Below are 21,672 nucleotides of genomic sequence, written 5' to 3' on the forward strand. Positions count from 1 at the left end.
CCCGCAACCGGGCGGTGGCGTCTCGGGCTGGTTGTGTCCGAGGCGCCACCGCTTTTTCGTTCCCCTCTAGCGGGCGTGAAATTCTATCCCTGCGCCGCGAAATCCTGTGCCGCGAGAATACCCGCCGCGTACGCCGCCTGGCCTACGTGCTGGGCTGCGTCGTCAATCAGGCTGACCAGGCGCACACCGCGGGTCACCGGCGGAGTCCAGGAGCGGTCAATAATCTCACTCAAATCAGCCTCGCTGAGCGTCGCCGCGTAGTCCGCGAGCGCCTCGCCGGTCGCCACAAGGTACTCCACCAGTAGCGCGGAATCCTCCACCACGATGGAGCGTGCCTGCTCGGCGGTGTGGCCGTAGCCCATGGTGTCGCCGAGCTCGCCCAGGTTGAAACGCTCCCTGAAACCCCGGGTCTCCCAGATCTGCGGCTGACCGTTCAGGGCGGAAAGCTGCATGTCCATCTGGCGTCCGGCGTGCCAGAGCAGCCAGGCGATAGAGTTCGGGTGCCCGCCCGGGTGGGCGTTGAGCGCCTCAGCTGATAGCCCCTTGACGGCTACGGCGGCTTCGATGCCGGGGCGGCTGGCGGCGTCACGCAGAATGTCGTGGGTTTTCATGGAATCCTCCTGAAGATGCTGGCTCCTCGCAGGGAGCCGGGTAGTTTCAGTCTACGCCCGCGTGTTCGCTGCCTTGAAAGAGTCGCCTTGAAAGAGCCGGTTTGAAAGAAAAATGTGGCGCTCGGGAATAATACTCATTTCTTCCCGTTGAACTCTGCGAAGACATCATCATCTAAATTCCACAGGAGAACACTATGACCACCCCCGCTCAGCTACACTTTGACATGGTAGTCATCGGTTTCGGTAAGGGCGGCAAGACCCTCGCCGGCGCATACGCCAAGACCGGCAAGAACGTTGCCCTCATCGAGCAGTCCACCGGCATGTACGGCGGCACCTGCATCAACATCGGTTGCGTGCCCACCAAGGCGCTGGTTCACCGCGCCGACGAGTTCCGCGCCAGCGGCGAGCGCAGCCTTGAAGAAGCAAACGCCGCCTACGAGTCCGCCGTGGTCTTCCGTGACAAGCTGACCGGCATGATGCGCGCCAAGAACCGCGAGATCCTGCTGTCCAACGAGACCGCTAAGCTCATTGACGGTCACGCACGTTTCATCTCCGACACCGAGGTTGAGGTCACCGCGGGCGAGGACACCCTGCGCGTTACCGCCGACTACTTCATTGTCAATACCGGTGCCGTGTCGGTTATCCCGCCGATTGAGGGTATCCGCGAATCTGAGCGTGTGCTCACCTCCACCGAGCTGCAGAAGCTCACCCCGCGCCCCAAGCGTCTGGGCATTATCGGTGGCGGCCCCATCGGTGTTGAGTTTGCCGGTATTTTCTCCTCCTACGGTACCGAGGTGACCATTCTGGATGGTGCACCCGCCCTCTTCGGCCGCTACGACGAGGACGTTGCCCAGGTTGCCCGCGAGATTATCGCAGATCAGGATATTGCCGCTCATACCGGCGTGCGCGTGCAGTCCTTCAAGGACGGCGCTGACTCGGTGACCGTGACCTACCTCGACTCCGAGGGCGCTACCCGGGAGCTGGAGGTGGACTACGTGATGGTTGCGACCGGCCGCAAGCCCGCCACCGAGGGTCTGGGTCTGGAGAATACCAGCATCGAAACCAACGACCGCGGCGCAATTGTCGTGGATGAGCACCTGCGTAGCACCGTGCCGAACATTTTCGCACTCGGTGACGTGAACGGCGGCCCGCAGTTCACCTACATCTCCATGGATGACTACCGCGTGGTGCTCTCCCAGCTGGTCGGTGACGGTTCCCGCTCCACCAAGGACCGCAAGGCAGTGGCTTCGACCATTTACATGAACCCGCCGCTGTCTTCCGTGGGCCTGACCGAGCGTGAGGCAATCGAGGCTGGCCACAAGGTGAAGGTCGCTTCGAAGCCGGTTGCCGCGGTTGCCGCGATGCCGCGTGCGAAGACCCAGGAGAACCCGCGCGGCATCATGAAGTTCGTGATTGACGCGCAGACCGACCAGATTCTGGGTGCCCAGCTGCTGGTAATCGAGTCCATGGAGGTTATTAACCTGGTGGCTCTGGCGATGCGCCACGGCATTACTGCTTCGCAGCTACGCGATGAGATTTACACTCACCCCTCGATCACTGAGGGCCTGAATGAGGTTCTTGCCGTCGCGGCGCCCGTGAACTAGTTGAACTAGAATCGCGTCTGGATTCGCGGTTCGTATAGCGTTTCTGCTTGTCCGAGTGCTTCCCTGCCCGTTCCTCCCGTTGTGCTATCAACGGGGGTGCGGGTGGGGAAGCATTTTTGTTAAGGCTCATATATACCTAGTAGCTAAGCATGCCCTAAGATTGTTATGAGATAAGCGCAAGCTCACCGATTGGGTGGTCAGCGCGAGAGGGCTCGGAGGAGGCACCCACTCGCTGCTACACCCACCACAGCGCACCGCCTGCGCCGCGCATACAACCGAAAACCAAAGGCACGAACCGGGAGAATCATGGCACTGCCCAAAATTAAGCCCTACACCTACGTCGACCGTGAACACAGCAACCGCGTGAGCTGGCCCGTGGACCCCTCCCGCGCTGTACTGCTCGTGCACGACATGCAGGTACACTTCGTCCAGGCTTTCGAAGGCGCCAACCTGGGTGAGAGCAACGGCAACCCGGACGCCCAGATTAACATCGCCATTCGGAACCTGCGCCGCCTCATTGACGCCGCCCACGCCGCCGGAATCCCGGTCTACTACACCGCGCAGCCGCCGCGCCAGAACCCCGAAGACCGCCGCCTGCTCATCGACTTCTGGGGCGACGGCCTGCAGAACGACGAATCCGCCCGCGTGCTCGACGAACTGGCACCCACCGACCGCGACACCGTGCTGACCAAGTGGCGCTACTCCGCGTTCGTGCGCAGCCCCTTCGAGGACCTGCTCAAGGAGACCGGTCGCGATCAGCTCATCATCGGCGGCGTGTACGCGCACATTGGCTGCCTAACCACCGCCCTGGAGGCGTTCATGCGCGACATTCAGCCGTTCATGGTTGCCGATGCGCTCGCCGACTTTTCGGAGGAGGAGCACCGCATAGCGTGCGAGTACGCTTCGGGTCGTTGCGCTCGCGTGCTGAACACCGCCGATGTGCTCGCAGACCTGCAGGCTGCAGAAGATGCTGAGAAGGCTGAGACTGCTGAGGAGGCGCGCGCATGAGCTGGGTCATTGTGACCGGCGCGAACGGCGGTATTGGTGAGGCAACCGTCCACCAGCTCATTAAGAACGGCTATTCGGTGTTTGCGGCTGACCTTGCGGAGCAGCCCATTGCCTCCTTCGGTACCTACGGGGACGCAATCTTCCGCTACCGCGCCGTAGACGTTACGAGCGAAGAGTCCGTCACCGCCCTCGCCAACGCTGTAGCGGCACTCGACGAACCCATCACCGGCGCGGTACTCGCCGCGGGTATCGCCCACAGCCAGCCGCTGCTGGAAACCAGTTTCGATACCTGGAAGCGCCTGCACGCGGTCAACTCCGACGGCGTGTTCCTGTGCCTGCGCGAATTCGCGCGCATCATGATTGACCAGCAGGAAACCGACCCGGCGAACAGCCGCTCCCTGGTGACGGTCGCCTCCAATGCGGCGCGTGTGCCCCGCGCGGAGTTTGGTGCCTACGGTGCATCGAAGGCCTCGGCGGTGCGCGTGAGTTCCAGCTTCGGTCTGCAGCTTGCCGCGCACGGTATTCGCGTGAACTCGGTCTGCCCCGGCACCACCCGAACCCCCATGGTGACTGACGCTTGGGAGGGTGAGGACCGCTCCGCCCTGCCGGTTGCCGGTAACCCGGAAGCGTTCCGCCTGGGCATTCCGCTGCGCCGTATTGCCGACCCGGCGGATATTGCGGCGGTCAACGCTTTCCTGATTTCTGAGGCGGCGCGCCACATCACCATGCAGGAGATTGTCGCCGACGGCGGCGCGACCCTCTAACGGCACCCCGCGTCCGGCGTTTAGATGCCCGGCGCGAACCCACACACCACTGATAGAAGTACGATGACGAACCTTCCCGATTTTATCTTTGCCACCGGCACCCGCGTTCTGCGCGCATCCGGTGCAATGACCCCTGTCACCTTCGATAATGCCTTGGACGAGGCGAAACGTGCCGGTAGCGCCGTCGTGGGCCTGATTCCTTTTGACCCTGATATGCCCGCCTACCTTTTCGTGCCTGAACGCCTGGAGGAGCAGCAGGTGCCGGTCCCCGAGCACACCGTGGCGCTTGCCGAGCCGGTATCGGTCACCGGCCGGCAGAACGACCGGTTCCGTGCCGCCGTGGCGACCGCCGTGGAGCGCATGAAGGCGGGTGAGCTGAGCAAGATCGTGCTTTCGCGTGTGCTCACCGCCCGCTACGCACCCGGCGCTCTCAACCTGGAGGCGCTGTACAACAACCTGCGCGCCCAGCAGCGTTCCGCGTTCAACTTTGCGGTGCGACTGCCCGACGGCGAGCGCGGCATGAGCGGAAGCTACCTGATGGGTGCCTCCCCGGAGCTGGTGTTCCGCACCGAGGGCCGCGCCTTCAAGACCCACCCGCTTGCCGGTAGCGCCCCGCGCATTGCCGAGCCCGGTAGCGCCGAGGACGAGGCGATTCGTGACCGCCTGTTCGCCTCGCCGAAGGACCGCCACGAGCACGCCTACGTCATTAACGATATTGCCAAGCGCCTGGCACCCATTGCCGAGGAGCTGAACGTGCCGCAGGTGCCCTCGCTGCTGCAGACCCCGCAGCTTTGGCACCTGGCGACCCCCATCGAGGGCGTGCTGAAGGAGGGCCTGACCTGCCTGGACGGTGCCCGCGCGATTCACCCGACCCCCGCGATTTGTGGTGCACCCACTGAGAAGGCGCTGGAACTGATTCGTCAGCTGGAGTCTTTTGAGCGCCGCTACTTTGGCGGCCTGGTCGGCTACATGGATGCTGAGGGTAACGGCGAGTGGGCGCTGGTGCTGCGTTGCGCCCAGGTGAGCCCGGATGAGGCGGTGCTGTACGCCGGTGCGGGTATTGTGGCTGAGTCCGACCCGGAGCTGGAGCACACCGAGACCGGTACGAAGCTCGGCAGCTTCGGCCGTGCCCTGGGCGTGGAGACCCTGGGCGAAGACACCCCTTAGGCTCTGCCACGAACGCCTTGACGAGGCAGAATACAACGACTGAATAAAACGACGGAACGCGCTCGCTGGCATGGCGGGCGCGTTCCGTCGTTGTATCAGGTGTTAGGGGATTGAGCGCGACTAATCGGTGAGCAGGCGCTTGAGCTCCAGGGGAGTAGCCACCGGCAGAAGCTGAGCCTCAACCTGCGCGGGCTCACCCTCGGCAGGGTTCTCCACTGCCAGGGCGATGAGCATCTTCTGGGCGTGCTCGGGGTTCTCCGCATCGGGCAGTGCCACGGGTACCCACTGCAGGCTAAAGCTCCGCTCGATAGCTTCGCCGCCCTGAGCCGCGGGCGCGCTAAAGGTCGCTTGGGCGGTCAAGCTGTCCTGAGTCAGTACGCGCAGGGCGGTCGGCTCGGGAGCGTTGCTGCTCAGAAGGTCACCCGGGACCTCCTCGTTCATGGCAAGTTCGAGCGCATCCAGCAGTGCATCGGTGAGCTGCACCCGAACCAGGGAAGGCACCACGCTCAGACCGTGGCCGGTCGCCTTGAGTACCGCCTCCTTAGCGGTCCACAGCGCCACAGAGAGCAGGTGCAGTACGGGCGCGGGGCGTTCCTGCGCGACCCGCTCATAGAATGCACGTTCTTCATTGGAGAGGGCCAGACGCGCAAAACCGGAGAACAAGCGCGCATCCAGGGTCTCAACATCCACGCCGAGCACCGCCGAAGAATTACGGCTAAACGCACCCACCACCAGCGGATTCACCTGCGACATATTGAAATTCACGCCCGCAATACGCGGCTTGCCGTGCTTCTTACCGCTGGTGCACAGGGCGCAGGAACGATCCACCTCAATCTCAGAAGCGGCACTGGAGGGCACATCCAGACGCGCCGCCGCCATGGCGCGCATGAGCGCCTGAGTGCTCAGGTAGCTGACCGCCGCCGTGGAGGTCGGCAACTGCGCCGCATGCTGCTGCTCAGCAAGCCCCAGGTAGCTCAACCAGCTAAAACGCAGGGAACCGTACATCGTGCGGGTGGGAAGAGCGAAAATCTGCACGCACTCGCTCGGACGGGCGGTAGGGCGCTCCGGGCGCTGTGCGCTGGGTGTTTCGGGGGCAGAATAGCTCATAGGTTTAGTGTACCCGCCCGGCATTACGGCAATGAGCGTGTCCGAGGCTGCTTGAGGTTGTCCACAGCTGCGACCGTGCGCTACACACCCTCGCCGCCGGTGCGGTAAAGTCATCACAGACATCATTACGGACAGCCGCCCGCACAATAGAGTGGCGGCACAGAAAGAAGGTACCGTGAACAGCACGCAAGAGATCATTGCCGCCGCAGACGGCTCGGCGCTGGGCAACCCCGGACCGGCGGGCTGGGCATGGTATATCGACGACGACCACTGGGCGAGCGGGGGCTGGGCGCACGGCACTAACAACATGGGTGAGCTCAAGGCTGTCCTGGATCTGTTCGAGGCGACCGCATCGCGCCCGGAGGCGAAGCTGCGCGTGTACTGCGATAGCCAGTACGTCATTAACTCGCTGACCAAGTGGATGCCCGGCTGGAAGAAGAAGGGCTGGAAGAAGTCCGACGGCAAGCCCGTGCTCAACCGCGACCTGCTGGAGGCGCTAGATAAGGCGCTGACCGGCCGCGACTACGAGTTTATTTGGGTCAAGGGCCACGCGGGTCACGAGCTCAACGAGAAGGCGGACTCCCTGGCGAATGGTGCTGCGCGCGCCTACCAGGAGGGTCGCGAGCCCGCGCACGGTCCCGGCTTCGGTGTCTCTGCTGAACCTGTCGCTGAGCCTGCGGCGGCTCCGGTTGTTGAGGCGCCGATTGTGAACGCTCCCGCGGCTGAACCGGCACTCTCTGAGTCTTCCGCGGATGCCCACCTGCCCGTGCAGGAATTTACCGCCGCCGAGATTGAGAACGCCCAGCGCGGCGTGGAGAGCCTGCGCCTGGCCGGTCTGCTGCGCCCCGCCTCCGCGGTGAACGCCCCCGACCCGGAGGCGGTTCGCACCCGCAAGGAGCAGCTGGCGCTCGCGGCGGAGCGCGCCGCCGAGCGTGATGCAAAGGCGCTGGCACGCCAGCAGGAGACCGCTCAGCAGGCATCCAGCGCCGCACAGGCGGAAGAAGAGGATGACCTGATCGGTCTGGAAGAGTTCGCGGGTCTGGACCCGAACGATGTTGACCCGGCGGAACTGCTGGGTGAGACGGAAGAACACGCAGAAGAGCAGGTGACAGAACCCGCTGTAGCACCCGTGGAGGAAGCGCCCGCTCAGCCTGTTGCACCTGTTCAGACTGCTACGCCTACCCAGCCCGCTGAACCTGCACCGGTGGCACCCGCGCCTGCCGCACCTTCCCTGAACCCCGAGGAAGCCGCCTCCGCTGAGCAGCTGCTGGAGAGCCGCGGCTCCGTCATGGAAGCGGCGCAGCTGGAATCCATGCTGCACGAGCGTCTGGTGTGGGTGACCGCCACCGGCAAGTCGGTGTCGCGCTCCTCGGTACTGCAGTACCGCGAACGCGCCTTCACGCAGCAGGGCGCCCCGCTCAAGCAGGGCGTGCAGGTGCTGGATTCCTCCAGCGTGCTGGTCATGGCGGCGGTTGCCACCGCACGCGGTCGCGTGAGCCGTTCGAGCATCTGGCATTACGACGCTGAGCGCGGCCTGTGGCGTCTGCGTTTCCGCCAGGAGACCCCCGCAGTATAAGGTTCAATCGCCTGATTCACAGGCTTCCGAGCTCTCAAAATTCTCATGCAATAAACCCCGCCGCATCCTTGAAATTCAAGGATGCGGCGGGGTTTTTCTCAATAGATGTTCGCCGCCTTCTGGCGAGCCTGGCAGGCGGTATGCCGTGCGGCCGGGACCTTTACCGCCCGGTCTGCCGCCTGCCTGCGGGTGGGGTTCTGGGCTTGCTGCCCTGACTCCTTAGCCGACGAACATGGAGGCGTTAGCCTGCTCGGTGTCTGCGTAGTTCACACCAGCGCGGGTGAGCGCCTCGTTGATCTGGGTGATGGATGCTTCGACCTGGCGCTGGGTTGCGTGCCACTGGTCCAGCACGCCCTGGAAGTTCGCGGATGCGGAGCCGGTCCAGGAGCTCTGCAGGTCGTGCAGGGAGGCGGTCATACCGTTGACGTCTGCGGTGATGGATGCGACGTAGGATCGTGCCTGTGCGCTCTTGGCTGCGATGACTTCGGAATCGACATTGAACTGTGCCATGGTTTTTCTCCTTTGAGATTAGGTGAGGTGGGGCGGTTGCCCCGGGTGGCGCTTGGGGTTTGGATCTCGGGAAGGGTTGAGTTCCTGACCGGAAGCTTGTTATCACTATATCTTTCAAAATGCATCAAATAAGCTAAAAAATGATGAATTGATAAATCTGTGGATAAAACCGCCAGGTTGGCTCCACCATCTCGAAAAAATCGAAAACCAGCCTGAAAATGACGCCGCCATGACGCGCACAGCAAAACCCCCGAACCGTAGAACACTCAAGTTCCACAATCCGGGGGTTTATGCATCAGTGCTACTTCATCAGCTGATCGTCCGAGACGGGCGGCGGGTAGAACGGCAAAGAAATCACGAAGGTAGCGCCGCCACCGTCGGTCTCTTCAATGTGGATCCTCCCCTCGTGCTGCTCAATAATCGCAGCCACAATGGACAGACCCAGACCCGTACCGCCGGTCTCACGCGAACGCGAGGTGTCGGTGCGGTAGAAGCGCTCGAACACGCGCTCGCGGTCCTCGCCGTGAATGCCGGGGCCGTGGTCGCGCACCTCCAGCACGGAGAGCGGGAAGCCGGGAACCTCTTCGCGCACGCCCACCGCAATCTCCAGGGGAGAGCCGTCGGGGGTGTAACGCATGGCGTTGGTCAGCAGGTTCGCCACGACCTGACGCAGGCGTGATTCGTCGCCGAGCACGGTTGCGGAGGTCGGCGCCACCTCTTCATTCAGACCCACCAGGGACACCGCACGATCGGGTGCCGTAGCGTAGGCGTCGTTACTAGCGTCCACAGCCAGGTTGAACAGGTCGAAGGGCGCCAGCTTGGATTCGCGGCGCTCATCAATACGCGCCAGGGTCAGCAGGTCTTCCACGAGCTGACCCATACGCTTGGACTCTGATTCGATGCGGCTCATTGCGGTAGCGACAGCCTCATCGGTCGGTAACGCGCCCTGACGGTACAGCTCCGAGTAGCCTCGAATACTGACCAGTGGGGTACGCAACTCATGCGAAGCGTCACCCACGAAGCGGCGCATTTTCGCCTCGCTCTTCTCGCGGGCTTTGAAGAGCACTTCAATTTGGGCGAGCATCGTGTTCAGCGAGACCGCGAGGTTACCGATCTCGTTGCTGGGGTTGTAGTCCTCAATACGCTGTGAGAGGTCGCCGGCGGCAATCTTGGCGGCGGTCTGCTCCACACGTGCGAGCGGTTCGAAAGTGCGGGTCACAATCACCCAGGTCATCGCGATGGCGGAGGCAAGAGTCGCCAAACCAAACGCGAAGGTCAGCACGCCCACGAGGGCGACCACCTGGTTCGTTTGTTTCAGCGGCATGGCAATAACCAGAGATGCCGCCTCCGTCAGCCCAGAAGAATCTTTCGATTCAATGGGCACGGCGAGCACGCGCCAATCGGAGGAGCTGCCCACCGAATTGACGGTGACCGCCTCCTCGTTTTGCTTGCGAACCTTCTCTTCGGTCCAGCCCTGCAGCGCCGGCTCGCTGAACTGTTCGCTGTCCTCGGACTTGAGCGAGTACAGTACGTTGCCGTCCTTGTCGAGCAGGTACAGGCGGTAGGTGCTCAGGGATTGTTCCTGATTGCCGGAGGGGCGCACGGTCGCCAGCTGCACGAGTGAGGGGGCGCTGTTCTTCATCTCTTCGTCCAGCTGGTGCACCATCTGGGCGCGCAGAGCGGAAATCGCCACCAGGCTCGTCACCGCAATGGAGAGGGCGATGAGCATGGAGGTGATGAGCACCAGCTGGGTGCGAAGGGAAAGAGACTGGGGAATCCGGTCGAGGGGTTTGAGCGCCACGTTAGCCTCGAGAACCGCGAATCATGTAGCCCACACCGCGCTTGGTGTGGATGAGCGGCTCGTGGTTTTCACGGTTGTTGTCGATCTTGCGACGCAGGTACGAAATGTAGGACTCAACGATGGAGGAGTCGCCGTTGAAGTCGTACTCCCACACGTGGTCGAGAATCTGCGCCTTGGACAGCACGCGGTTGGCGTTGAGCATCAGGTAGTGCAGCAGGTTGAACTCGGTGGGGGAGAGGTCAATCTCTTCGTCACCGAGGAACACTTCGTGGGTGTCCACGTTCAGGGTGAGGGCGTCAACGCGCAGTACGGCGTCGTCCTCTTCCTGGACGCTGCGGCTACGGCGCAGAATGGCGCGGATGCGGGCGATTACCTCGTCGAGGGAGAAGGGCTTGGTGACGTAGTCGTCACCACCGGCACCCAGACCGGTCACCTTGTCTTCGGTGGCGTCCTTTGCGGTCAGGAAGAGCACGGGGGTGGTGGTGCCGTTTTCGCGCAGGCGGCGGGTCACCTCGAAGCCGTCCATGCCGGGCATCATGACGTCCAGGACAATGAGGTCGGGGTTTTCGGCGTGCGCCTTTTCGAGGGCTTCGCGGCCGTTGCCGGCGGTAACTACTTCAAAACCGGCGAAACGCAGGGAGGTGGCGAGCAATTCAAGAATGTTGAACTCGTCATCGACGACTAGGAGTTTTGCTTCAGCAGACATACTCTATCTTTCTCTCTGAATGGCAGGCTGTACTTGATAAGTGAATGATGTGTGTGAGCTTGCGGCTCAAATCTTTATGCCTTGTTGCGGCGCATGACCGACAGGATGAGTGCGGCCATGAGTGCAATAAAGGCGACGGGTAGGAGGACCAGCGGAATCTGGCTCATGAGGGCGGGCGGCGTTGCCCCAACCCACTTCATCACGAGCATGGCAACTCCGGTGAGCAGACAGAGCAGGGCGAGAAGCGCACCTGCCGCGCCGAGCCAACGGATGGCTCCGGCGTAGGGCAGGGGTGCAGGGATCTGCTCTGCAGTGTTGTGCTTATCCTGTGCGGGTTCATTACTCATGAAATTAACGGTATCAGCTCACACACAGCTGTTCGTGGGCGAAGCCCCAGATTTAGCGGTTTGAGACCCAAATTCACAGCGTATGCGAAGCTTGGAGCGGGCGCCGCAATGTTTGCGCACGCGAGATGCTTTAATAGGGGTATGTCTGAACAGGTTATTGAACTGCTCCCCGAAACTACGCCCGCTACTGACGCGCCCGCAGAGTCCGTTGTGCCTTCTGCCGCGCCTGAGAGCACCGACGAGGGTAGCGCTGTACCTGCTGAGACTCAGCCCTCCGTGAACGCTGAGGAGACTGAGGCGGCTGATACGCCCACTGAGGGATCTACCGCTGAGGAATCTGCCTCCGGGGAATCTGCTGCCGAAGAAACCGCACAGAACGAAGACTCCACCCCCGACCCCTTCACCCCGCTGGATGAAGAGGTGGGCGCCCCCTCCCTGGGTGTTCCGCACAAGCTGCGCCGCACCTCCAAGGTGGATGAGATTCTTGCCGCCGCCAAGGATGTGGCTTTGCAGGGCGTTCAGGAAATCGCCCCGGCACACGCTATCGGCCTGGTGCACCACGTGCGCGCCGAGGAAGAGCGTCTGAGCACTCACCTTTTCGAGTGCACCCTGCCCGGTTACCGCGGCTGGTTCTGGTTCGCGACCCTCTCGCGTGCGCCTCGTTCCCGCGTGGCAACGATCTGCGAGGTGGGCCTGCTGCCCGGCGACGACGCGCTCATTGCGCCGGATTGGGTGCCGTGGGCTGACCGCGTTCGCCCGGAAGACCTGGAGGAGAACGCCGAGCAGGAGAACGCAGAGTCTGCCGAAACCGCTGAGGCAGAGGAATCTGCTGAGCCCGCAGAGAACAAAGCGGAAGAGAACGAATCTGCCGTGGAAGAAACCGCTGAGGCTGAGTCCGCAGAGTAAGCCTACCGTCTACTCCTCTTAATAAGGGGTGGGTTAGCAAAAGCGTATATATAAGGTGTCTTGAGTCGTCCAATGAGTTTTCATTGGGCGACTCAATGACTTAAGCCGTGGCAAAAGCCGCTGAAAAAGTACATAATAGATTATTGAATTAAGTAACGACTTAGGCAGTGCTATCTAAGTACTGTTGCGGTGATAGCTGGGAGAGATATATGACAGACCTCATCGATACCACAGAGATGTATTTGCGCACCATCCTCGAACTGGAGGAAGAGGGCATCGTCCCCATGCGTGCGCGCATCGCTGAACGACTCGAGCACTCCGGCCCGACCGTTTCCCAAACTGTGGCACGCATGGAGAAGCACGGCCTGCTCACCGTTGAGCCGGACCGCCACCTCGAACTGACCGAGGAAGGCCGCCACAAGGCGGTCGAGGTGATGCGTAAGCACCGCCTGGCTGAGCGGCTACTCTCCGACATTATTGGTCTGGAACTTGAGTACGTGCACGAAGAGGCATGCCGCTGGGAGCACGTCATGAGTGACAAGGTGGAGAAGCGCATCCTGGAGATGCTCAAGGACCCCAAGTTCTCCCCGTACGGTAACGCTATTCCCGGCCTGGAGGACCTGGGCCACGCTAGCGAGAAGAACGACGAGCGCACCGTGCCCATGTCCCTGGCGGCACGCGACTCCGGTCCCGAGGACCGTTTCACTATTTCTCGCTTCCCCGAGTCCATTCAGACTGACGTTGAGTTGCTGAAGCTGCTGGCTGACGCAGGTATTGTTTACGGCGCTTCGGTGTCCGTGGTCGCCGGTCAGGACGATGACGTGATTGTTCACGCCGACGGTGAAGAGGACACCCTCTCCCTGGATATGGACGTGGCAAACGCAATTGTGGTCAAGCGCGGCGGCAACCTCTAAGCTCTAATTCTGAGAGTCCGCTAACCCAGTTCACGCTAAACGGTGGTATCGCCTCCTCACTTGAGGAGGCGGTACCACCGTTTTTTGTGCCGTTAGCTCCCTGAGAACCGGCTTTGTCTTAGATAATGGACGATTTAGCTCAATAATCGGAGTAAAACGCCGCATATAAGGGAAGAATCGGGGAAAGCGGAGGAACGAGGCGTATTCGGGCTGCAAAAGGTGGACTAAGTGGCGTAGATCAGTGGCCCAGGCTACCCTCACGTGAGCGAGCATATACTCCTCTCTTAACTTTTTGGCAACTGCGCTTGAGTGCATTTTTCGCGTTTTTCGCTTAAATCTGAGGTTGAAGCTAAGAGACACGCCGGTTTCTGAGTGAGTATATGGGAGCAAAAGCTTAAGAGACGAGGGTCATTTTTAAGAGTTTTGAACCATGCCCTTAAGGGGTGGTAGTGCATTAAAAGCGAATGTGCATCCTTGTGAAATGCCTAGTCAAACGCCTTAATCTGCTTAAGCTCCCATAAATAAACGGGGTTCTAGTTGCCCAAACCCGCTCCGTTCCGCCGGGGGTGAAAGCTCAAAATTTAAGTCCGAATGAAGTGACAACTGGGAGTTTTCTGTGTATTCTCGATTTGTGCCTAAATCCTAATCGTAAGAGGGCACCGTCGAAGCGGTTCCGCTGAGTTCTGCCAACGCTTCGATGAACGTCTACCCAATATGGCAGAAGCGGGGGACCCAATCCCCAAGCTGGGATACGGCTTCTCAATCGAGAGGCCTCGGGGCTAAGTCACTTCGGTGGCCGAGCGAATCCATGCTCGAGTCCGACAGCTCACCTCGTCAGGCAATGGAGGAATTATCAATGGTTAAGAAGATCGTACGTACCGCAGGTGCAACCCTCGCAGCAGGCGCAATCCTGCTCGGCTCGACCGTTCCCGCGAACGCATTTGCACAGATCCCCGCTGCTGCTGATCTGTCCTACGACTACACCAACTACGAGTTCGACTACACCAGCTACAACACCCCCGCAACCACCTACGTTGCACCCCAGGCTCAGGCACAGCAGACCTACGTTGCTCCCGCAGCAACCGAGGCACCCGCTGCTCCCGCAGTTGAGACCTCCTACGTAGCACCCCAGGCTGAGGCACAGCAGGCTTACGTTGCACCCGTTGCAGCTCCGGCACCCGCTGCTCCCGCAGCTTCCACCGGTAACGCATCCCGCGACGCAATCGTTGCAACCGCAATGAGCGGCCTGGGCGGCGCATACGTTTGGGGCGGCAAGACCTTCGGTGCATGGGACTGCTCCGGCTTCACCTCCTGGGTTTTCGCTCAGCACGGCATCAAGCTGACCGCTTTCACCTACGCAATGAAGAACGAGCTGCGCCCGACCGCTAACCCCCAGCCCGGCGACATCGTCTTCCAGAACGGCTACAGCCACGTTGGTATCTACCTGGGCGATGGCAAGATGATTTCCGCTCTGAACCCCACCAACGGTACCCTGGTGCACCCCACCTCCTGGATGTCCGTTGACGGCTACTACACCGCGCTCTAAGCCTTAGCGCATAAGAGCTGGGTCTAGCCCAACATACTTCTCAAAAGGCGCTTACCCCGCACGGGGTGGGCGCCTTTTGCGTACCCGAGAGATTCCACGAAAATACCGCCGAGAACGCACCTTAGTACGGGTGCATTCTCGGCGGTACGTGTTTTAGGTGTATGCGGCTAGGGCGCGAGAGCCTGCAGAAGTCCCTGCGGGTTCTGCTCCCACTCGCTGAGCTCTGCCTGCAGATTAGCCTGCGCGGACTCCTCCCAAAGCTGTAGACCCTCCTCGGAGAGGAAGATGCGCTCGCGACCCAGGATTGAACGCAGGAAGGTCGTACGACCGGTACGGAACGCCTCATCGTCAAAATGGGAGTACTCGCTACGCACCCCGCGCAGGTAGCGGCGGTAGCGTGCCGAATCAGCCGCCAGGATAGCCATATCGGCATCGAGGAAAAACTGAATATCCGCCGGCTCATAGCCTGCCGGTAGATCGGCAGACTCGGGCAGCTCGTGGGTTGCCGTGGCACGCACCAGAAGGCCCACCATCTGCAGCTCGTCACCACTGAGCAGACCCGCGGTAACCAGCGGCTCCAGGGAGATGCTCGCCAGCTGCTCGCTACGGCGCTCATCCTCACCCGGCGCGCCCTCGTACACCGCGTCGTGGAACCACGCCGCCAGAACCAACGCCAGGGGAGTAGAACCCTGCGTGCGGTGTGCGTAGAGGCGGTCCAGATCGGTGAGCATCTGCGAAAGGTGCCCGCTGTGGTGGTAGGTGCGGTGCGGCTGCTCCCACGCCTGTAGCAGGCTCTCACCCAGTTCCGCTACCTGCGCCGTGAGTTGAGCTTGGCTCATGGCAGGAGCCTCCACATGCTTGAGACGGGGTGTATTAAGGCGGGGCGCAAATGCCGCTTCCCAGGCGCGAAGCAGGCGCGGGCGAATCTTCTCGGGGCGTTCCTTCAGGGGAATCCGCAGACCGCTGGCAATGAGCGTGCGAGTTAGCTCCGCGCCGCTGAGCTCAATCGCGCCCGCCTGCACCAGCTCCTCGTAGAGGTGCGCCGGCACGTCGTAGTGGTCGCGGTCGAAGGCACGCTCACTGATGCCCGCCGCGGCGGCGAACTCGTGCAGTTCCGCCAGTGACACATCGGAGATGAGGTGTGAGAAGACGGTGCCGTGCGCGGGCCAGATGGGCGGGTCAATGTAGATGCTCATTCGTACATTGTAGGAGCGGTTCTGCCGCCGGGTGCGGGTGTCCTCAGGCGGTGAACACAGGGCGGTGAACACAGGCTGTGCGGACTCGCGGTGCGGGGTGCCTTATACTGGATAGGTACGCCCTCGTAGCTCAGGGGATAGAGCACTTCTCTCCTAAAGAAGGTGTCGGACGTTCGAATCGTCTCGGGGGCACACAGAACCGGTAGTCATGCCGGTACGAGAAAACCGCCCGTCGCTTGCAGTAGCAGGCGCGGGCGGTTTCTCTGTTTCCTGCACGTAACGAGCACTCAAGAAAACACGTTGTTATAGCTGAGACAGGTCAATCTTGCCCATCAGCAGGATCTTCTCGCGAGCGGCCTTATCCGCCATCAGCTCAGCAATATTGTGCGGGACAACCTGCCAAGAAATACCCCAGCGATCTACACACCAGCCGCAACGCTCCGCCTCAGGTATAGCCGAGAGCTGCTCCCAATAGTAATCAATCTCCTCCTGAGTACGGCACGAAAGAACTACCGAAACCCCAGGCGTGAATGTGGAATCGTGGAAAGTGCCGGAATCAGCAGCCGCCATCCAGGTGCCGTGCAGGTTGAAGTCGGTAAACATGACCGCATCTGCCTCAAAGGGGCTACCTTCCGGATAGTGGTACAGGGTGCCGCGGTGGGCATCATCAAACATGGAAATCCAGCCGTTGGTAGCTTCCTCTGCATTGCCGTGATTCGTGCCGCCAAACATGAAAGAAGGCACGACGAAGGGTCGCGGGTCTCCTGCAGGGTTGGTAAGCATCAGCTGCCAGGTCATACCGAAACGATCACGCACCCAGGCGTAGCGTGGGGAGAAAGGATACTCACCCAGTTCCATCAGCACACCGCCTGTACTTAGCTCTTTGTAGAGTTCATCGAGGTATGCTCGCGCTTGCGCCTCACCACCGAAGAGGAGCGGGTCAAAGTTTAGGATGCAACTGATGGACTGGTTCGGGACGTACCGGTCATCACCGTTAATGAGCGAGAGCTGGAAGCCATGGATGCTTAGAGTCGTGAGTCCGGGCACCTGTTCCATGATGGAAGCATCGCGAAAAACCCTGGTATAGAATTGTGCGGCTTCGTCGGCTGAGCCATTGCACCATAGGGCTATTGAGAGGCTCGGAGGTAAGGTCTGGGTCATGCGGTCATCCTAGCATGACTATTCTGCGCCACCGGTGTGCCGTTGCCGATATAGGACGTGCGGCGGATGACCGAGCGGGTGGGAGCCGCGGAGCAAATGCGGTAGCATGGAATATCGAACGTGTATTCTAGGCAGCGAGGTAGATGATGAGCGACAAGCCCGAACAGCAGAAGCAGCCCTTCACCGAACAGGACGGCCTGTTCGCCGCCGAACTCGTCACCCCCGCAGCACCGGTAGCGGATGACGAGCCGCCCTTCGACCCCTACTACGACGTGCCCCCTGCCGAGGACGACTACTACGCCCCTCCCATGGACGCCGCAGTGATGAATGCTCCGGTGATGGAGGAACCCGCACAGGACGTACCCGCCGCCCTGCCCACCGGCATGCCCGCCTACGGTACCCCTGCTACCAGCGCGCCCGTTCCTGAACCCGGCGCACCCGCAGCCTTCACCGCCGCAGACCCGCTCGGCGACTTCATGCCGCCCGCCTACCGAGTCGGCGGCTACGGCGATGACTTCGACCCCGCCGACCCCTACGGCGAACGCGCCCACAGCCTCAACGCGGTGGACCCTACCTCCCTCACCGCAGGGCTCAACGAACGCCAGGAAGAAGCCGTGCTGCACTCCGGCGCGCCCCTGCTCATCGTCGCGGGCGCCGGCTCCGGCAAGACCCGCGTGCTCACCCACCGCATCGCCTACCTGCTCGCAACCCACCGCGCGACCCCCGGCCAGATTCTCGCCATCACCTTCACCAACAAGGCTGCTGCCGAAATGCGTGAACGTATTGAGGCGCTGGTTGGTCCGCGCGCCAAGCACATGTGGATCTCGACCTTCCACAGCTTCTGCGTGCGCGTGCTGCGCCGTGAGGCCGCCGCGCTGGGTCTGAAGTCCACCTTCACCATCTACGATTCGACCGACTCGCAGCGCCTGCTGAGCCTCATCATTAAAGAGCTCAACCTGGACACCAAGAAGTTCACCGCCAAGGCCGTGGGCAACCGCATCTCCGCGCTGAAGAACGAGCTGGTCAGCGCCGAAGCGTACGCATCCCGCGTGGCGAGCGATAACCCGTACGAGAAGACCATCTCGCAGATCTACACCGTCTACACGCAGCGTCTGCGCGCCGCCAACTCCCTCGACTTTGACGATCTGATTGGCCGCACCGTCTTCTTGCTCAAGAAGTTCCCCGAAATCGCGAACTACTACCGCCGCAAGTTCCGCCACATCCTCGTGGACGAGTACCAGGACACCAACCACGCCCAGTACCAGCTGGTGCGTGAACTGGTCGGCGCCCACACGAAGGCACCGGCTGACCGCGGCCCCTACCCGGACGCTGTGCCCCCTGCCGAGCTGACCGTGGTGGGTGACTCCGACCAGTCCATCTACGCTTTCCGCGGCGCGGATATCCGCAATATTACGGACTTTGAGAAGGACTACCCGAACGCCCACACGATCCTGCTGGAACAGAACTACCGTTCCACGCAGAACATCCTCTCCGCGGCGAACGCGGTCATCGAACGCAACCCCGACCGTCGCCCCAAGAAGCTGTGGACCGCCTCCGGCGCGGGTGCGAAGATCATCGGTTACGTTGCCGAATCCGAACACGCCGAAGCACGCTACATCACCCGCGAAATTGACCGCCTTGCCGATGAACACGGCGTGCAGCCCGGTGACGTCGCAATCTTCTACCGCACCAACGCGCAGTCCCGAACCCTCGAGGACATGCTCATGCGTGCCGGCCTGCCCTACCGCGTGGTCGGTGGTACCCGCTTCTACGAGCGTAAGGAAATCAAGGACGCCCTGGCGTACCTGCGTGCCCTGAGCAACCCCGATGACGACGTGAACGTGCGCCGCATCCTCAACGAACCCAAGCGCGGTATCGGTGCCAAATCTGAGTCCGTGGTGGCGGAGTACGCGAGTGCGAACCGCATCTCCTTCTACGCCGCCGCACGCCAGGCAGCCGACATCCCCGGCCTGGGGGCCGCCGCGGTCAAGAAGTACGCCGAGTTCGTGCGCCTCATGGACGACCTGGCGCAGATTGCCCGCACCGAACCCGCCGCAACCTGCCTGGAAGCGGTCCTGGAGCAGACCGGGTACCTGGCGGCCCTGCGTGCCTCCAAGGACATTCAGGACGAATCGCGCGTGGAGAACCTCTCCGAGCTGCTCGACGCCATGGTCGAGTTCGAGACCGAGAACCCCGGCGCCGACCTGGAGCAGTTCCTCGAACACGTGGCTCTGGTCGCCGACGCCGACTCAATCCCGAACCGTCCCGCCAGCGCGGAGGGTGAGAACGCCTCCGCCGCACAGATTGCCGCCGAAGCCGCCGAGGCGAAGGCGCAGGGCATGGTCACCCTCATGACCCTGCACACCGCCAAGGGCCTGGAGTTCCCCGTGGTGTTCCTGACCGGCATGGAGCACGGCCTGTTCCCGCATCAGCGTGCCCTGACCGATGAGAAGGAAATGAGCGAGGAACGCCGCCTGGCGTACGTGGGTCTGACCCGCGCCATGGAGCGCCTGTACCTGACCCGCTCTGAGACTCGCACCATGTGGGGTAAGAGCCAGTTCAACCCGCCCTCGCCCTTCCTGGAGGAAATCCCGGAGGAGCTCATCGAGTGGAAGCGCACCGCCGGTTTTTCGGGTTTTGGCGCCTCCGGTATGGGTGCGTATGGCGCTCGCGGCGGCGGTTCCTATGGCGGCAGCTCCTACGGCAACTCGTACGGTGGCGGCTATTCGGGTGGTTCCCGTTCCGGCTATGGTTCCGGCGGCTACTCGGGCGGTTACGGCTCGGGCGGGTACAGTTCCGGTGGCTCGCGCGGCTCATACGACCCCTACGAGTCCCGCCCCGTACGCCGTTCCGAGCCGTCCACCGCGGATATTAACGGCTCGGCAAGCTACGGGCTGGCGGCGGCCACCTCGAAGGTGACGAACCGTTCCCGCGTGCACCAGAGCAAGGAAATCCCGACTCTGGCGGTCGGCGATACCGTGCGCCACACCAAGTTTGGTGAGGGTCGCGTGCTCGCCGTTGAGGGTAGCGGCGATAAGACCGTGGCGAAGGTCCGTTTCGGTTCGGAAGAGAAGCGCCTGCTGCTGCGTTACGCGCCGCTGGAGAAGGTGAGCTAACGCGTCGGGCGTGAGAACCTGACAACGCCGATGGAGGGGCGGGTACCTGAGGGTGCCCGCCCCTCTTTTGTGCGCTGTACCGGGCGTGTTGTCCGCCTGCTGAGAAGGTGGCCGGGGCTTTGCAGAGCACGGCGGTAAACGCCGCATTTTCGCCGGTATTTCGCGGCGGATGGGGGAGTGCGAGTTCGGGTTAGTTACCCGGTGCACAGTCTTTGGGTGGAATGTACCCAAAATATTTGTGAGCTGAGTCGCTAAAATCTCAGATTTGGGGCTCTGTGAGTGCGAGCTCACGCCGAATCCGATAGAGTAGAGACGAGAGAAATTCCCCGCGTCAATGATGCGTGTGCGCCGGGTGCGAGAGACCCCTATCGCACCGTACTGACCACACGGGGGAACCTCCTCTAATGAGACCAGGCCGAGTGCACCAGTACTCGGCACCACTTCGAAGAAGAAGGACACCTGTGGACCTTTTCGAATACCAGGCGCGCGAGCTCTTCGCAAAGCACGGTGTACCCGTGCTCAAGGGCATTGTTGCGACCACCCCTGAAGAAGCAAAGGCAGCAGCTGAGGAAATTGGCGGCCTGACCGTCATTAAGGCTCAGGTTAAGACCGGCGGCCGCGGTAAGGCTGGCGGCGTTAAGCTCGCAAAGTCCCCCGAAGAAGCTTACGAGCACGCTAAGGCAATTCTCGGCATGGACATCAAGGGCCACACCGTTCACCGCGTGCTGGTCGCTGACGGCGCAGACATCGCCGAAGAATACTACTTCTCCCTCCTGCTGGACCGCGCAAACCGCTCCTACCTGGCAATGTGCTCGGTAGAAGGCGGTATGGAAATTGAGCAGCTCGCTGCTGAGCGCCCCGAGGCACTGGCAAAGATCGAGGTTGACCCGCTGGTTGGCCTGGACCAGGCTAAGGCTGAGGAAATTGCTAAGGCAGCAGGTTTCTCCGCAGAACTGCAGGAGAAGGTTGTTCCCGTTCTCGTCAAGCTGGGCGAAGTCTACACCAAGGAAGACGCAACCCTGGTTGAGGTTAACCCCCTCGTTCTGACCCCCGAGGGCACCATCCTCGCCCTGGACGGCAAGGTCTCCCTGGACGACAACGCAGAATTCCGCCAGCCCGAGCACGAGGCTCTCGTGGACAAGTCCGCTGAGAACCCGCTGGAAGCTAAGGCAAAGCAGTTCGACCTGAACTACGTGAAGCTGGACGGCGAGGTCGGCATCGTTGGTAACGGTGCAGGTCTGGTTATGTCCACCCTGGACGTCGTTGCATACGCTGGTGAGAACCACGGCAACGTCAAGCCCGCAAACTTCCTTGATATTGGTGGCGGCGCGTCCGCTGAGGTTATGGCTGCTGGTCTGGAAATCATTCTGGGCGACGAGCAGGTCAAGAGCGTTTTCGTGAACGTCTTCGGCGGCATCACCGCATGTGACGCAGTGGCAGACGGCATTGTGAAGGCTCTGGAGATTCTGGGCGACGCAGCAACCAAGCCCCTGGTTGTGCGCCTGGACGGCAACAACGTTGCTGAGGGTCGCCGTATCCTCTCCGAGGCGAACCACCCGCTGGTTGTTCTGGCTGAGACCATGGACTCCGGCGCCGACAAGGCAGCAGAGCTCGCTCACAAGGCGTAATCGC

General features: G+C 61.7%; 18 protein-coding genes, 1 tRNA gene and 1 riboswitch. Of the genes, 11 read left to right on the forward strand and 8 right to left on the reverse strand.

Annotation, left to right across the window (positions count from 1 at the left end; all coding sequences use genetic code 11):
• Nucleotides 1–83 precede the first annotated feature (83 nt).
• Nucleotides 84–611, reverse strand: a complete 528-nt coding sequence (locus HMPREF2605_RS01405) for a mycothiol transferase (RefSeq protein WP_070846721.1) — start codon at nucleotides 609–611, stop codon at nucleotides 84–86.
• Between the two features lie 194 nt (nucleotides 612–805).
• On the opposite strand from HMPREF2605_RS01405, the gene HMPREF2605_RS01410 reads away from it, so the two are divergent.
• The 4 genes from HMPREF2605_RS01410 to HMPREF2605_RS01425 all read left to right on the forward strand — a co-directional run bounded on the left by HMPREF2605_RS01410 (nucleotide 806) and on the right by HMPREF2605_RS01425 (nucleotide 5,154).
• Nucleotides 806–2,215 (forward strand): FAD-dependent oxidoreductase, encoded by a 1,410-nt coding sequence (locus tag HMPREF2605_RS01410; protein WP_070846722.1) that lies wholly within the window; start codon nucleotides 806–808, stop codon nucleotides 2,213–2,215.
• A gap of 306 nt (nucleotides 2,216–2,521) precedes the next feature.
• Entirely contained in the window at nucleotides 2,522–3,223 is a 702-nt protein-coding gene (locus HMPREF2605_RS01415; protein ID WP_070846723.1) for an isochorismatase family protein, read from the forward strand.
• Nucleotides 3,220–3,987: an SDR family oxidoreductase gene (locus HMPREF2605_RS01420; RefSeq protein WP_049347200.1), complete on the forward strand. Its 768-nt coding sequence runs from the start codon at nucleotides 3,220–3,222 to the stop codon at nucleotides 3,985–3,987. Before HMPREF2605_RS01415 ends, HMPREF2605_RS01420 begins: the two co-directional genes overlap by 4 nt.
• Nucleotides 3,988–4,050: 63 nt before the next feature.
• The gene (locus tag HMPREF2605_RS01425) at nucleotides 4,051–5,154 is read left to right on the forward strand and encodes an isochorismate synthase (RefSeq protein WP_070846724.1); all 1,104 of its coding nucleotides are present in this window, start codon (nucleotides 4,051–4,053) and stop codon (nucleotides 5,152–5,154) included.
• 120 nt (nucleotides 5,155–5,274) lie between these two features.
• Here HMPREF2605_RS01425 and HMPREF2605_RS01430 read toward each other — a convergent pair whose 3' ends face one another.
• Complete coding sequence (locus HMPREF2605_RS01430) at nucleotides 5,275–6,261, reverse strand: 4'-phosphopantetheinyl transferase family protein (protein ID WP_070846725.1); 987 nt, start codon at nucleotides 6,259–6,261, stop codon at nucleotides 5,275–5,277.
• A 175-nt stretch (nucleotides 6,262–6,436) separates the two neighbouring features.
• Here HMPREF2605_RS01430 and HMPREF2605_RS01435 point away from each other — a divergent pair, with 175 nt between their 5' ends.
• Entirely contained in the window at nucleotides 6,437–7,837 is a 1,401-nt protein-coding gene (locus HMPREF2605_RS01435; RefSeq protein ID WP_070846726.1) for an RNase H family protein, read from the forward strand.
• A 219-nt stretch (nucleotides 7,838–8,056) separates the two neighbouring features.
• Here the strand turns inward: HMPREF2605_RS01435 and HMPREF2605_RS01440 are convergent, their stop codons facing one another.
• From HMPREF2605_RS01440 to HMPREF2605_RS01455, 4 genes are all read right to left on the reverse strand, one after another.
• A complete protein-coding gene (locus tag HMPREF2605_RS01440) occupies nucleotides 8,057–8,347 on the reverse strand; it encodes a WXG100 family type VII secretion target (protein ID WP_005504526.1) in 291 nt (96 codons plus the stop codon).
• Nucleotides 8,348–8,648: 301 nt separating this feature from the next.
• On the reverse strand, nucleotides 8,649–10,148 hold the full coding sequence (locus HMPREF2605_RS01445) for a sensor histidine kinase (protein WP_070846727.1): 1,500 nt from the start codon (nucleotides 10,146–10,148) through the stop codon (nucleotides 8,649–8,651).
• Between the two features lies 1 nt (nucleotide 10,149).
• Nucleotides 10,150–10,854 (reverse strand): response regulator transcription factor, encoded by a 705-nt coding sequence (locus HMPREF2605_RS01450; RefSeq protein ID WP_005504528.1) that lies wholly within the window; start codon nucleotides 10,852–10,854, stop codon nucleotides 10,150–10,152.
• A 74-nt stretch (nucleotides 10,855–10,928) separates the two neighbouring features.
• Nucleotides 10,929–11,201, reverse strand: a complete 273-nt coding sequence (locus tag HMPREF2605_RS01455; protein ID WP_049357300.1) for a hypothetical protein — start codon at nucleotides 11,199–11,201, stop codon at nucleotides 10,929–10,931.
• Between the two features lie 141 nt (nucleotides 11,202–11,342).
• Between HMPREF2605_RS01455 and HMPREF2605_RS01460 the strand changes: the two genes are divergently transcribed.
• The 3 genes from HMPREF2605_RS01460 to HMPREF2605_RS01470 all read left to right on the forward strand — a co-directional run bounded on the left by HMPREF2605_RS01460 (nucleotide 11,343) and on the right by HMPREF2605_RS01470 (nucleotide 14,567).
• Nucleotides 11,343–12,107, forward strand: coding sequence for a DUF3027 domain-containing protein (locus HMPREF2605_RS01460; RefSeq protein ID WP_246823141.1), 765 nt, complete (start codon nucleotides 11,343–11,345; stop codon nucleotides 12,105–12,107).
• A 209-nt stretch (nucleotides 12,108–12,316) separates the two neighbouring features.
• Entirely contained in the window at nucleotides 12,317–13,021 is a 705-nt protein-coding gene (locus HMPREF2605_RS01465; RefSeq protein WP_049346095.1) for an iron-dependent transcriptional repressor DtxR, read from the forward strand.
• Between the two features lie 696 nt (nucleotides 13,022–13,717).
• Nucleotides 13,718–13,877, forward strand: a riboswitch (cyclic di-AMP (ydaO/yuaA leader).
• Entirely contained in the window at nucleotides 13,878–14,567 is a 690-nt protein-coding gene (locus HMPREF2605_RS01470; RefSeq protein ID WP_070642288.1) for a C40 family peptidase, read from the forward strand.
• Between the two features lie 167 nt (nucleotides 14,568–14,734).
• Here HMPREF2605_RS01470 and HMPREF2605_RS01475 read toward each other — a convergent pair whose 3' ends face one another.
• Nucleotides 14,735–15,763, reverse strand: a complete 1,029-nt coding sequence (locus HMPREF2605_RS01475) for a DUF4031 domain-containing protein (protein ID WP_070846728.1) — start codon at nucleotides 15,761–15,763, stop codon at nucleotides 14,735–14,737.
• Nucleotides 15,764–15,882: 119 nt separating this feature from the next.
• Here HMPREF2605_RS01475 and HMPREF2605_RS01480 point away from each other — a divergent pair.
• A tRNA-Arg gene (locus HMPREF2605_RS01480) sits at nucleotides 15,883–15,955 on the forward strand.
• Nucleotides 15,956–16,066: 111 nt separating this feature from the next.
• On the opposite strand, the gene HMPREF2605_RS01485 is transcribed toward HMPREF2605_RS01480, so the two are convergent.
• Nucleotides 16,067–16,924, reverse strand: a complete 858-nt coding sequence (locus tag HMPREF2605_RS01485) for a VOC family protein (protein ID WP_070846729.1) — start codon at nucleotides 16,922–16,924, stop codon at nucleotides 16,067–16,069.
• A gap of 143 nt (nucleotides 16,925–17,067) precedes the next feature.
• Between HMPREF2605_RS01485 and HMPREF2605_RS01490 the strand changes: the two genes are divergently transcribed.
• Nucleotides 17,068–20,040: a UvrD-helicase domain-containing protein gene (locus HMPREF2605_RS01490; protein WP_070846730.1), complete on the forward strand. Its 2,973-nt coding sequence runs from the start codon at nucleotides 17,068–17,070 to the stop codon at nucleotides 20,038–20,040.
• Nucleotides 20,041–20,501: 461 nt separating this feature from the next.
• The gene (gene sucC / locus HMPREF2605_RS01495; protein ID WP_005504561.1) at nucleotides 20,502–21,668 is read left to right on the forward strand and encodes an ADP-forming succinate--CoA ligase subunit beta; all 1,167 of its coding nucleotides are present in this window, start codon (nucleotides 20,502–20,504) and stop codon (nucleotides 21,666–21,668) included.
• Nucleotides 21,669–21,672 lie beyond the last annotated feature (4 nt).

This window comes from Rothia sp. HMSC065C03 (assembly GCF_001837295.1).
In the GTDB taxonomy this organism is placed as follows: domain Bacteria; phylum Actinomycetota; class Actinomycetes; order Actinomycetales; family Micrococcaceae; genus Rothia.

Excerpts from the sequence above, each read along its gene's own strand:
- HMPREF2605_RS01450 (WP_005504528.1), bottom strand. The coding sequence starts at position 10,854 with ATGTCTGCTGAAGCAAAACTCCTAGTCGTCGATGACGAGTTCAACATT.
- HMPREF2605_RS01420 (WP_049347200.1), top strand. The coding sequence starts at position 3,220 with ATGAGCTGGGTCATTGTGACCGGCGCGAACGGCGGTATTGGTGAGGCA.
- HMPREF2605_RS01465 (WP_049346095.1), top strand. The coding sequence starts at position 12,317 with ATGACAGACCTCATCGATACCACAGAGATGTATTTGCGCACCATCCTC.
- HMPREF2605_RS01425 (WP_070846724.1), top strand. The coding sequence starts at position 4,051 with ATGACGAACCTTCCCGATTTTATCTTTGCCACCGGCACCCGCGTTCTG.
- HMPREF2605_RS01440 (WP_005504526.1), bottom strand. The coding sequence starts at position 8,347 with ATGGCACAGTTCAATGTCGATTCCGAAGTCATCGCAGCCAAGAGCGCA.
- HMPREF2605_RS01475 (WP_070846728.1), bottom strand. The coding sequence starts at position 15,763 with ATGAGCATCTACATTGACCCGCCCATCTGGCCCGCGCACGGCACCGTC.
- HMPREF2605_RS01405 (WP_070846721.1), bottom strand. The coding sequence starts at position 611 with ATGAAAACCCACGACATTCTGCGTGACGCCGCCAGCCGCCCCGGCATC.
- HMPREF2605_RS01460 (WP_246823141.1), top strand. The coding sequence starts at position 11,343 with ATGTCTGAACAGGTTATTGAACTGCTCCCCGAAACTACGCCCGCTACT.
- HMPREF2605_RS01470 (WP_070642288.1), top strand. The coding sequence starts at position 13,878 with ATGGTTAAGAAGATCGTACGTACCGCAGGTGCAACCCTCGCAGCAGGC.
- HMPREF2605_RS01455 (WP_049357300.1), bottom strand. The coding sequence starts at position 11,201 with ATGAGTAATGAACCCGCACAGGATAAGCACAACACTGCAGAGCAGATC.
- HMPREF2605_RS01485 (WP_070846729.1), bottom strand. The coding sequence starts at position 16,924 with ATGACCCAGACCTTACCTCCGAGCCTCTCAATAGCCCTATGGTGCAAT.
- HMPREF2605_RS01490 (WP_070846730.1), top strand. The coding sequence starts at position 17,068 with ATGATGAGCGACAAGCCCGAACAGCAGAAGCAGCCCTTCACCGAACAG.
- HMPREF2605_RS01415 (WP_070846723.1), top strand. The coding sequence starts at position 2,522 with ATGGCACTGCCCAAAATTAAGCCCTACACCTACGTCGACCGTGAACAC.
- HMPREF2605_RS01430 (WP_070846725.1), bottom strand. The coding sequence starts at position 6,261 with ATGAGCTATTCTGCCCCCGAAACACCCAGCGCACAGCGCCCGGAGCGC.
- HMPREF2605_RS01410 (WP_070846722.1), top strand. The coding sequence starts at position 806 with ATGACCACCCCCGCTCAGCTACACTTTGACATGGTAGTCATCGGTTTC.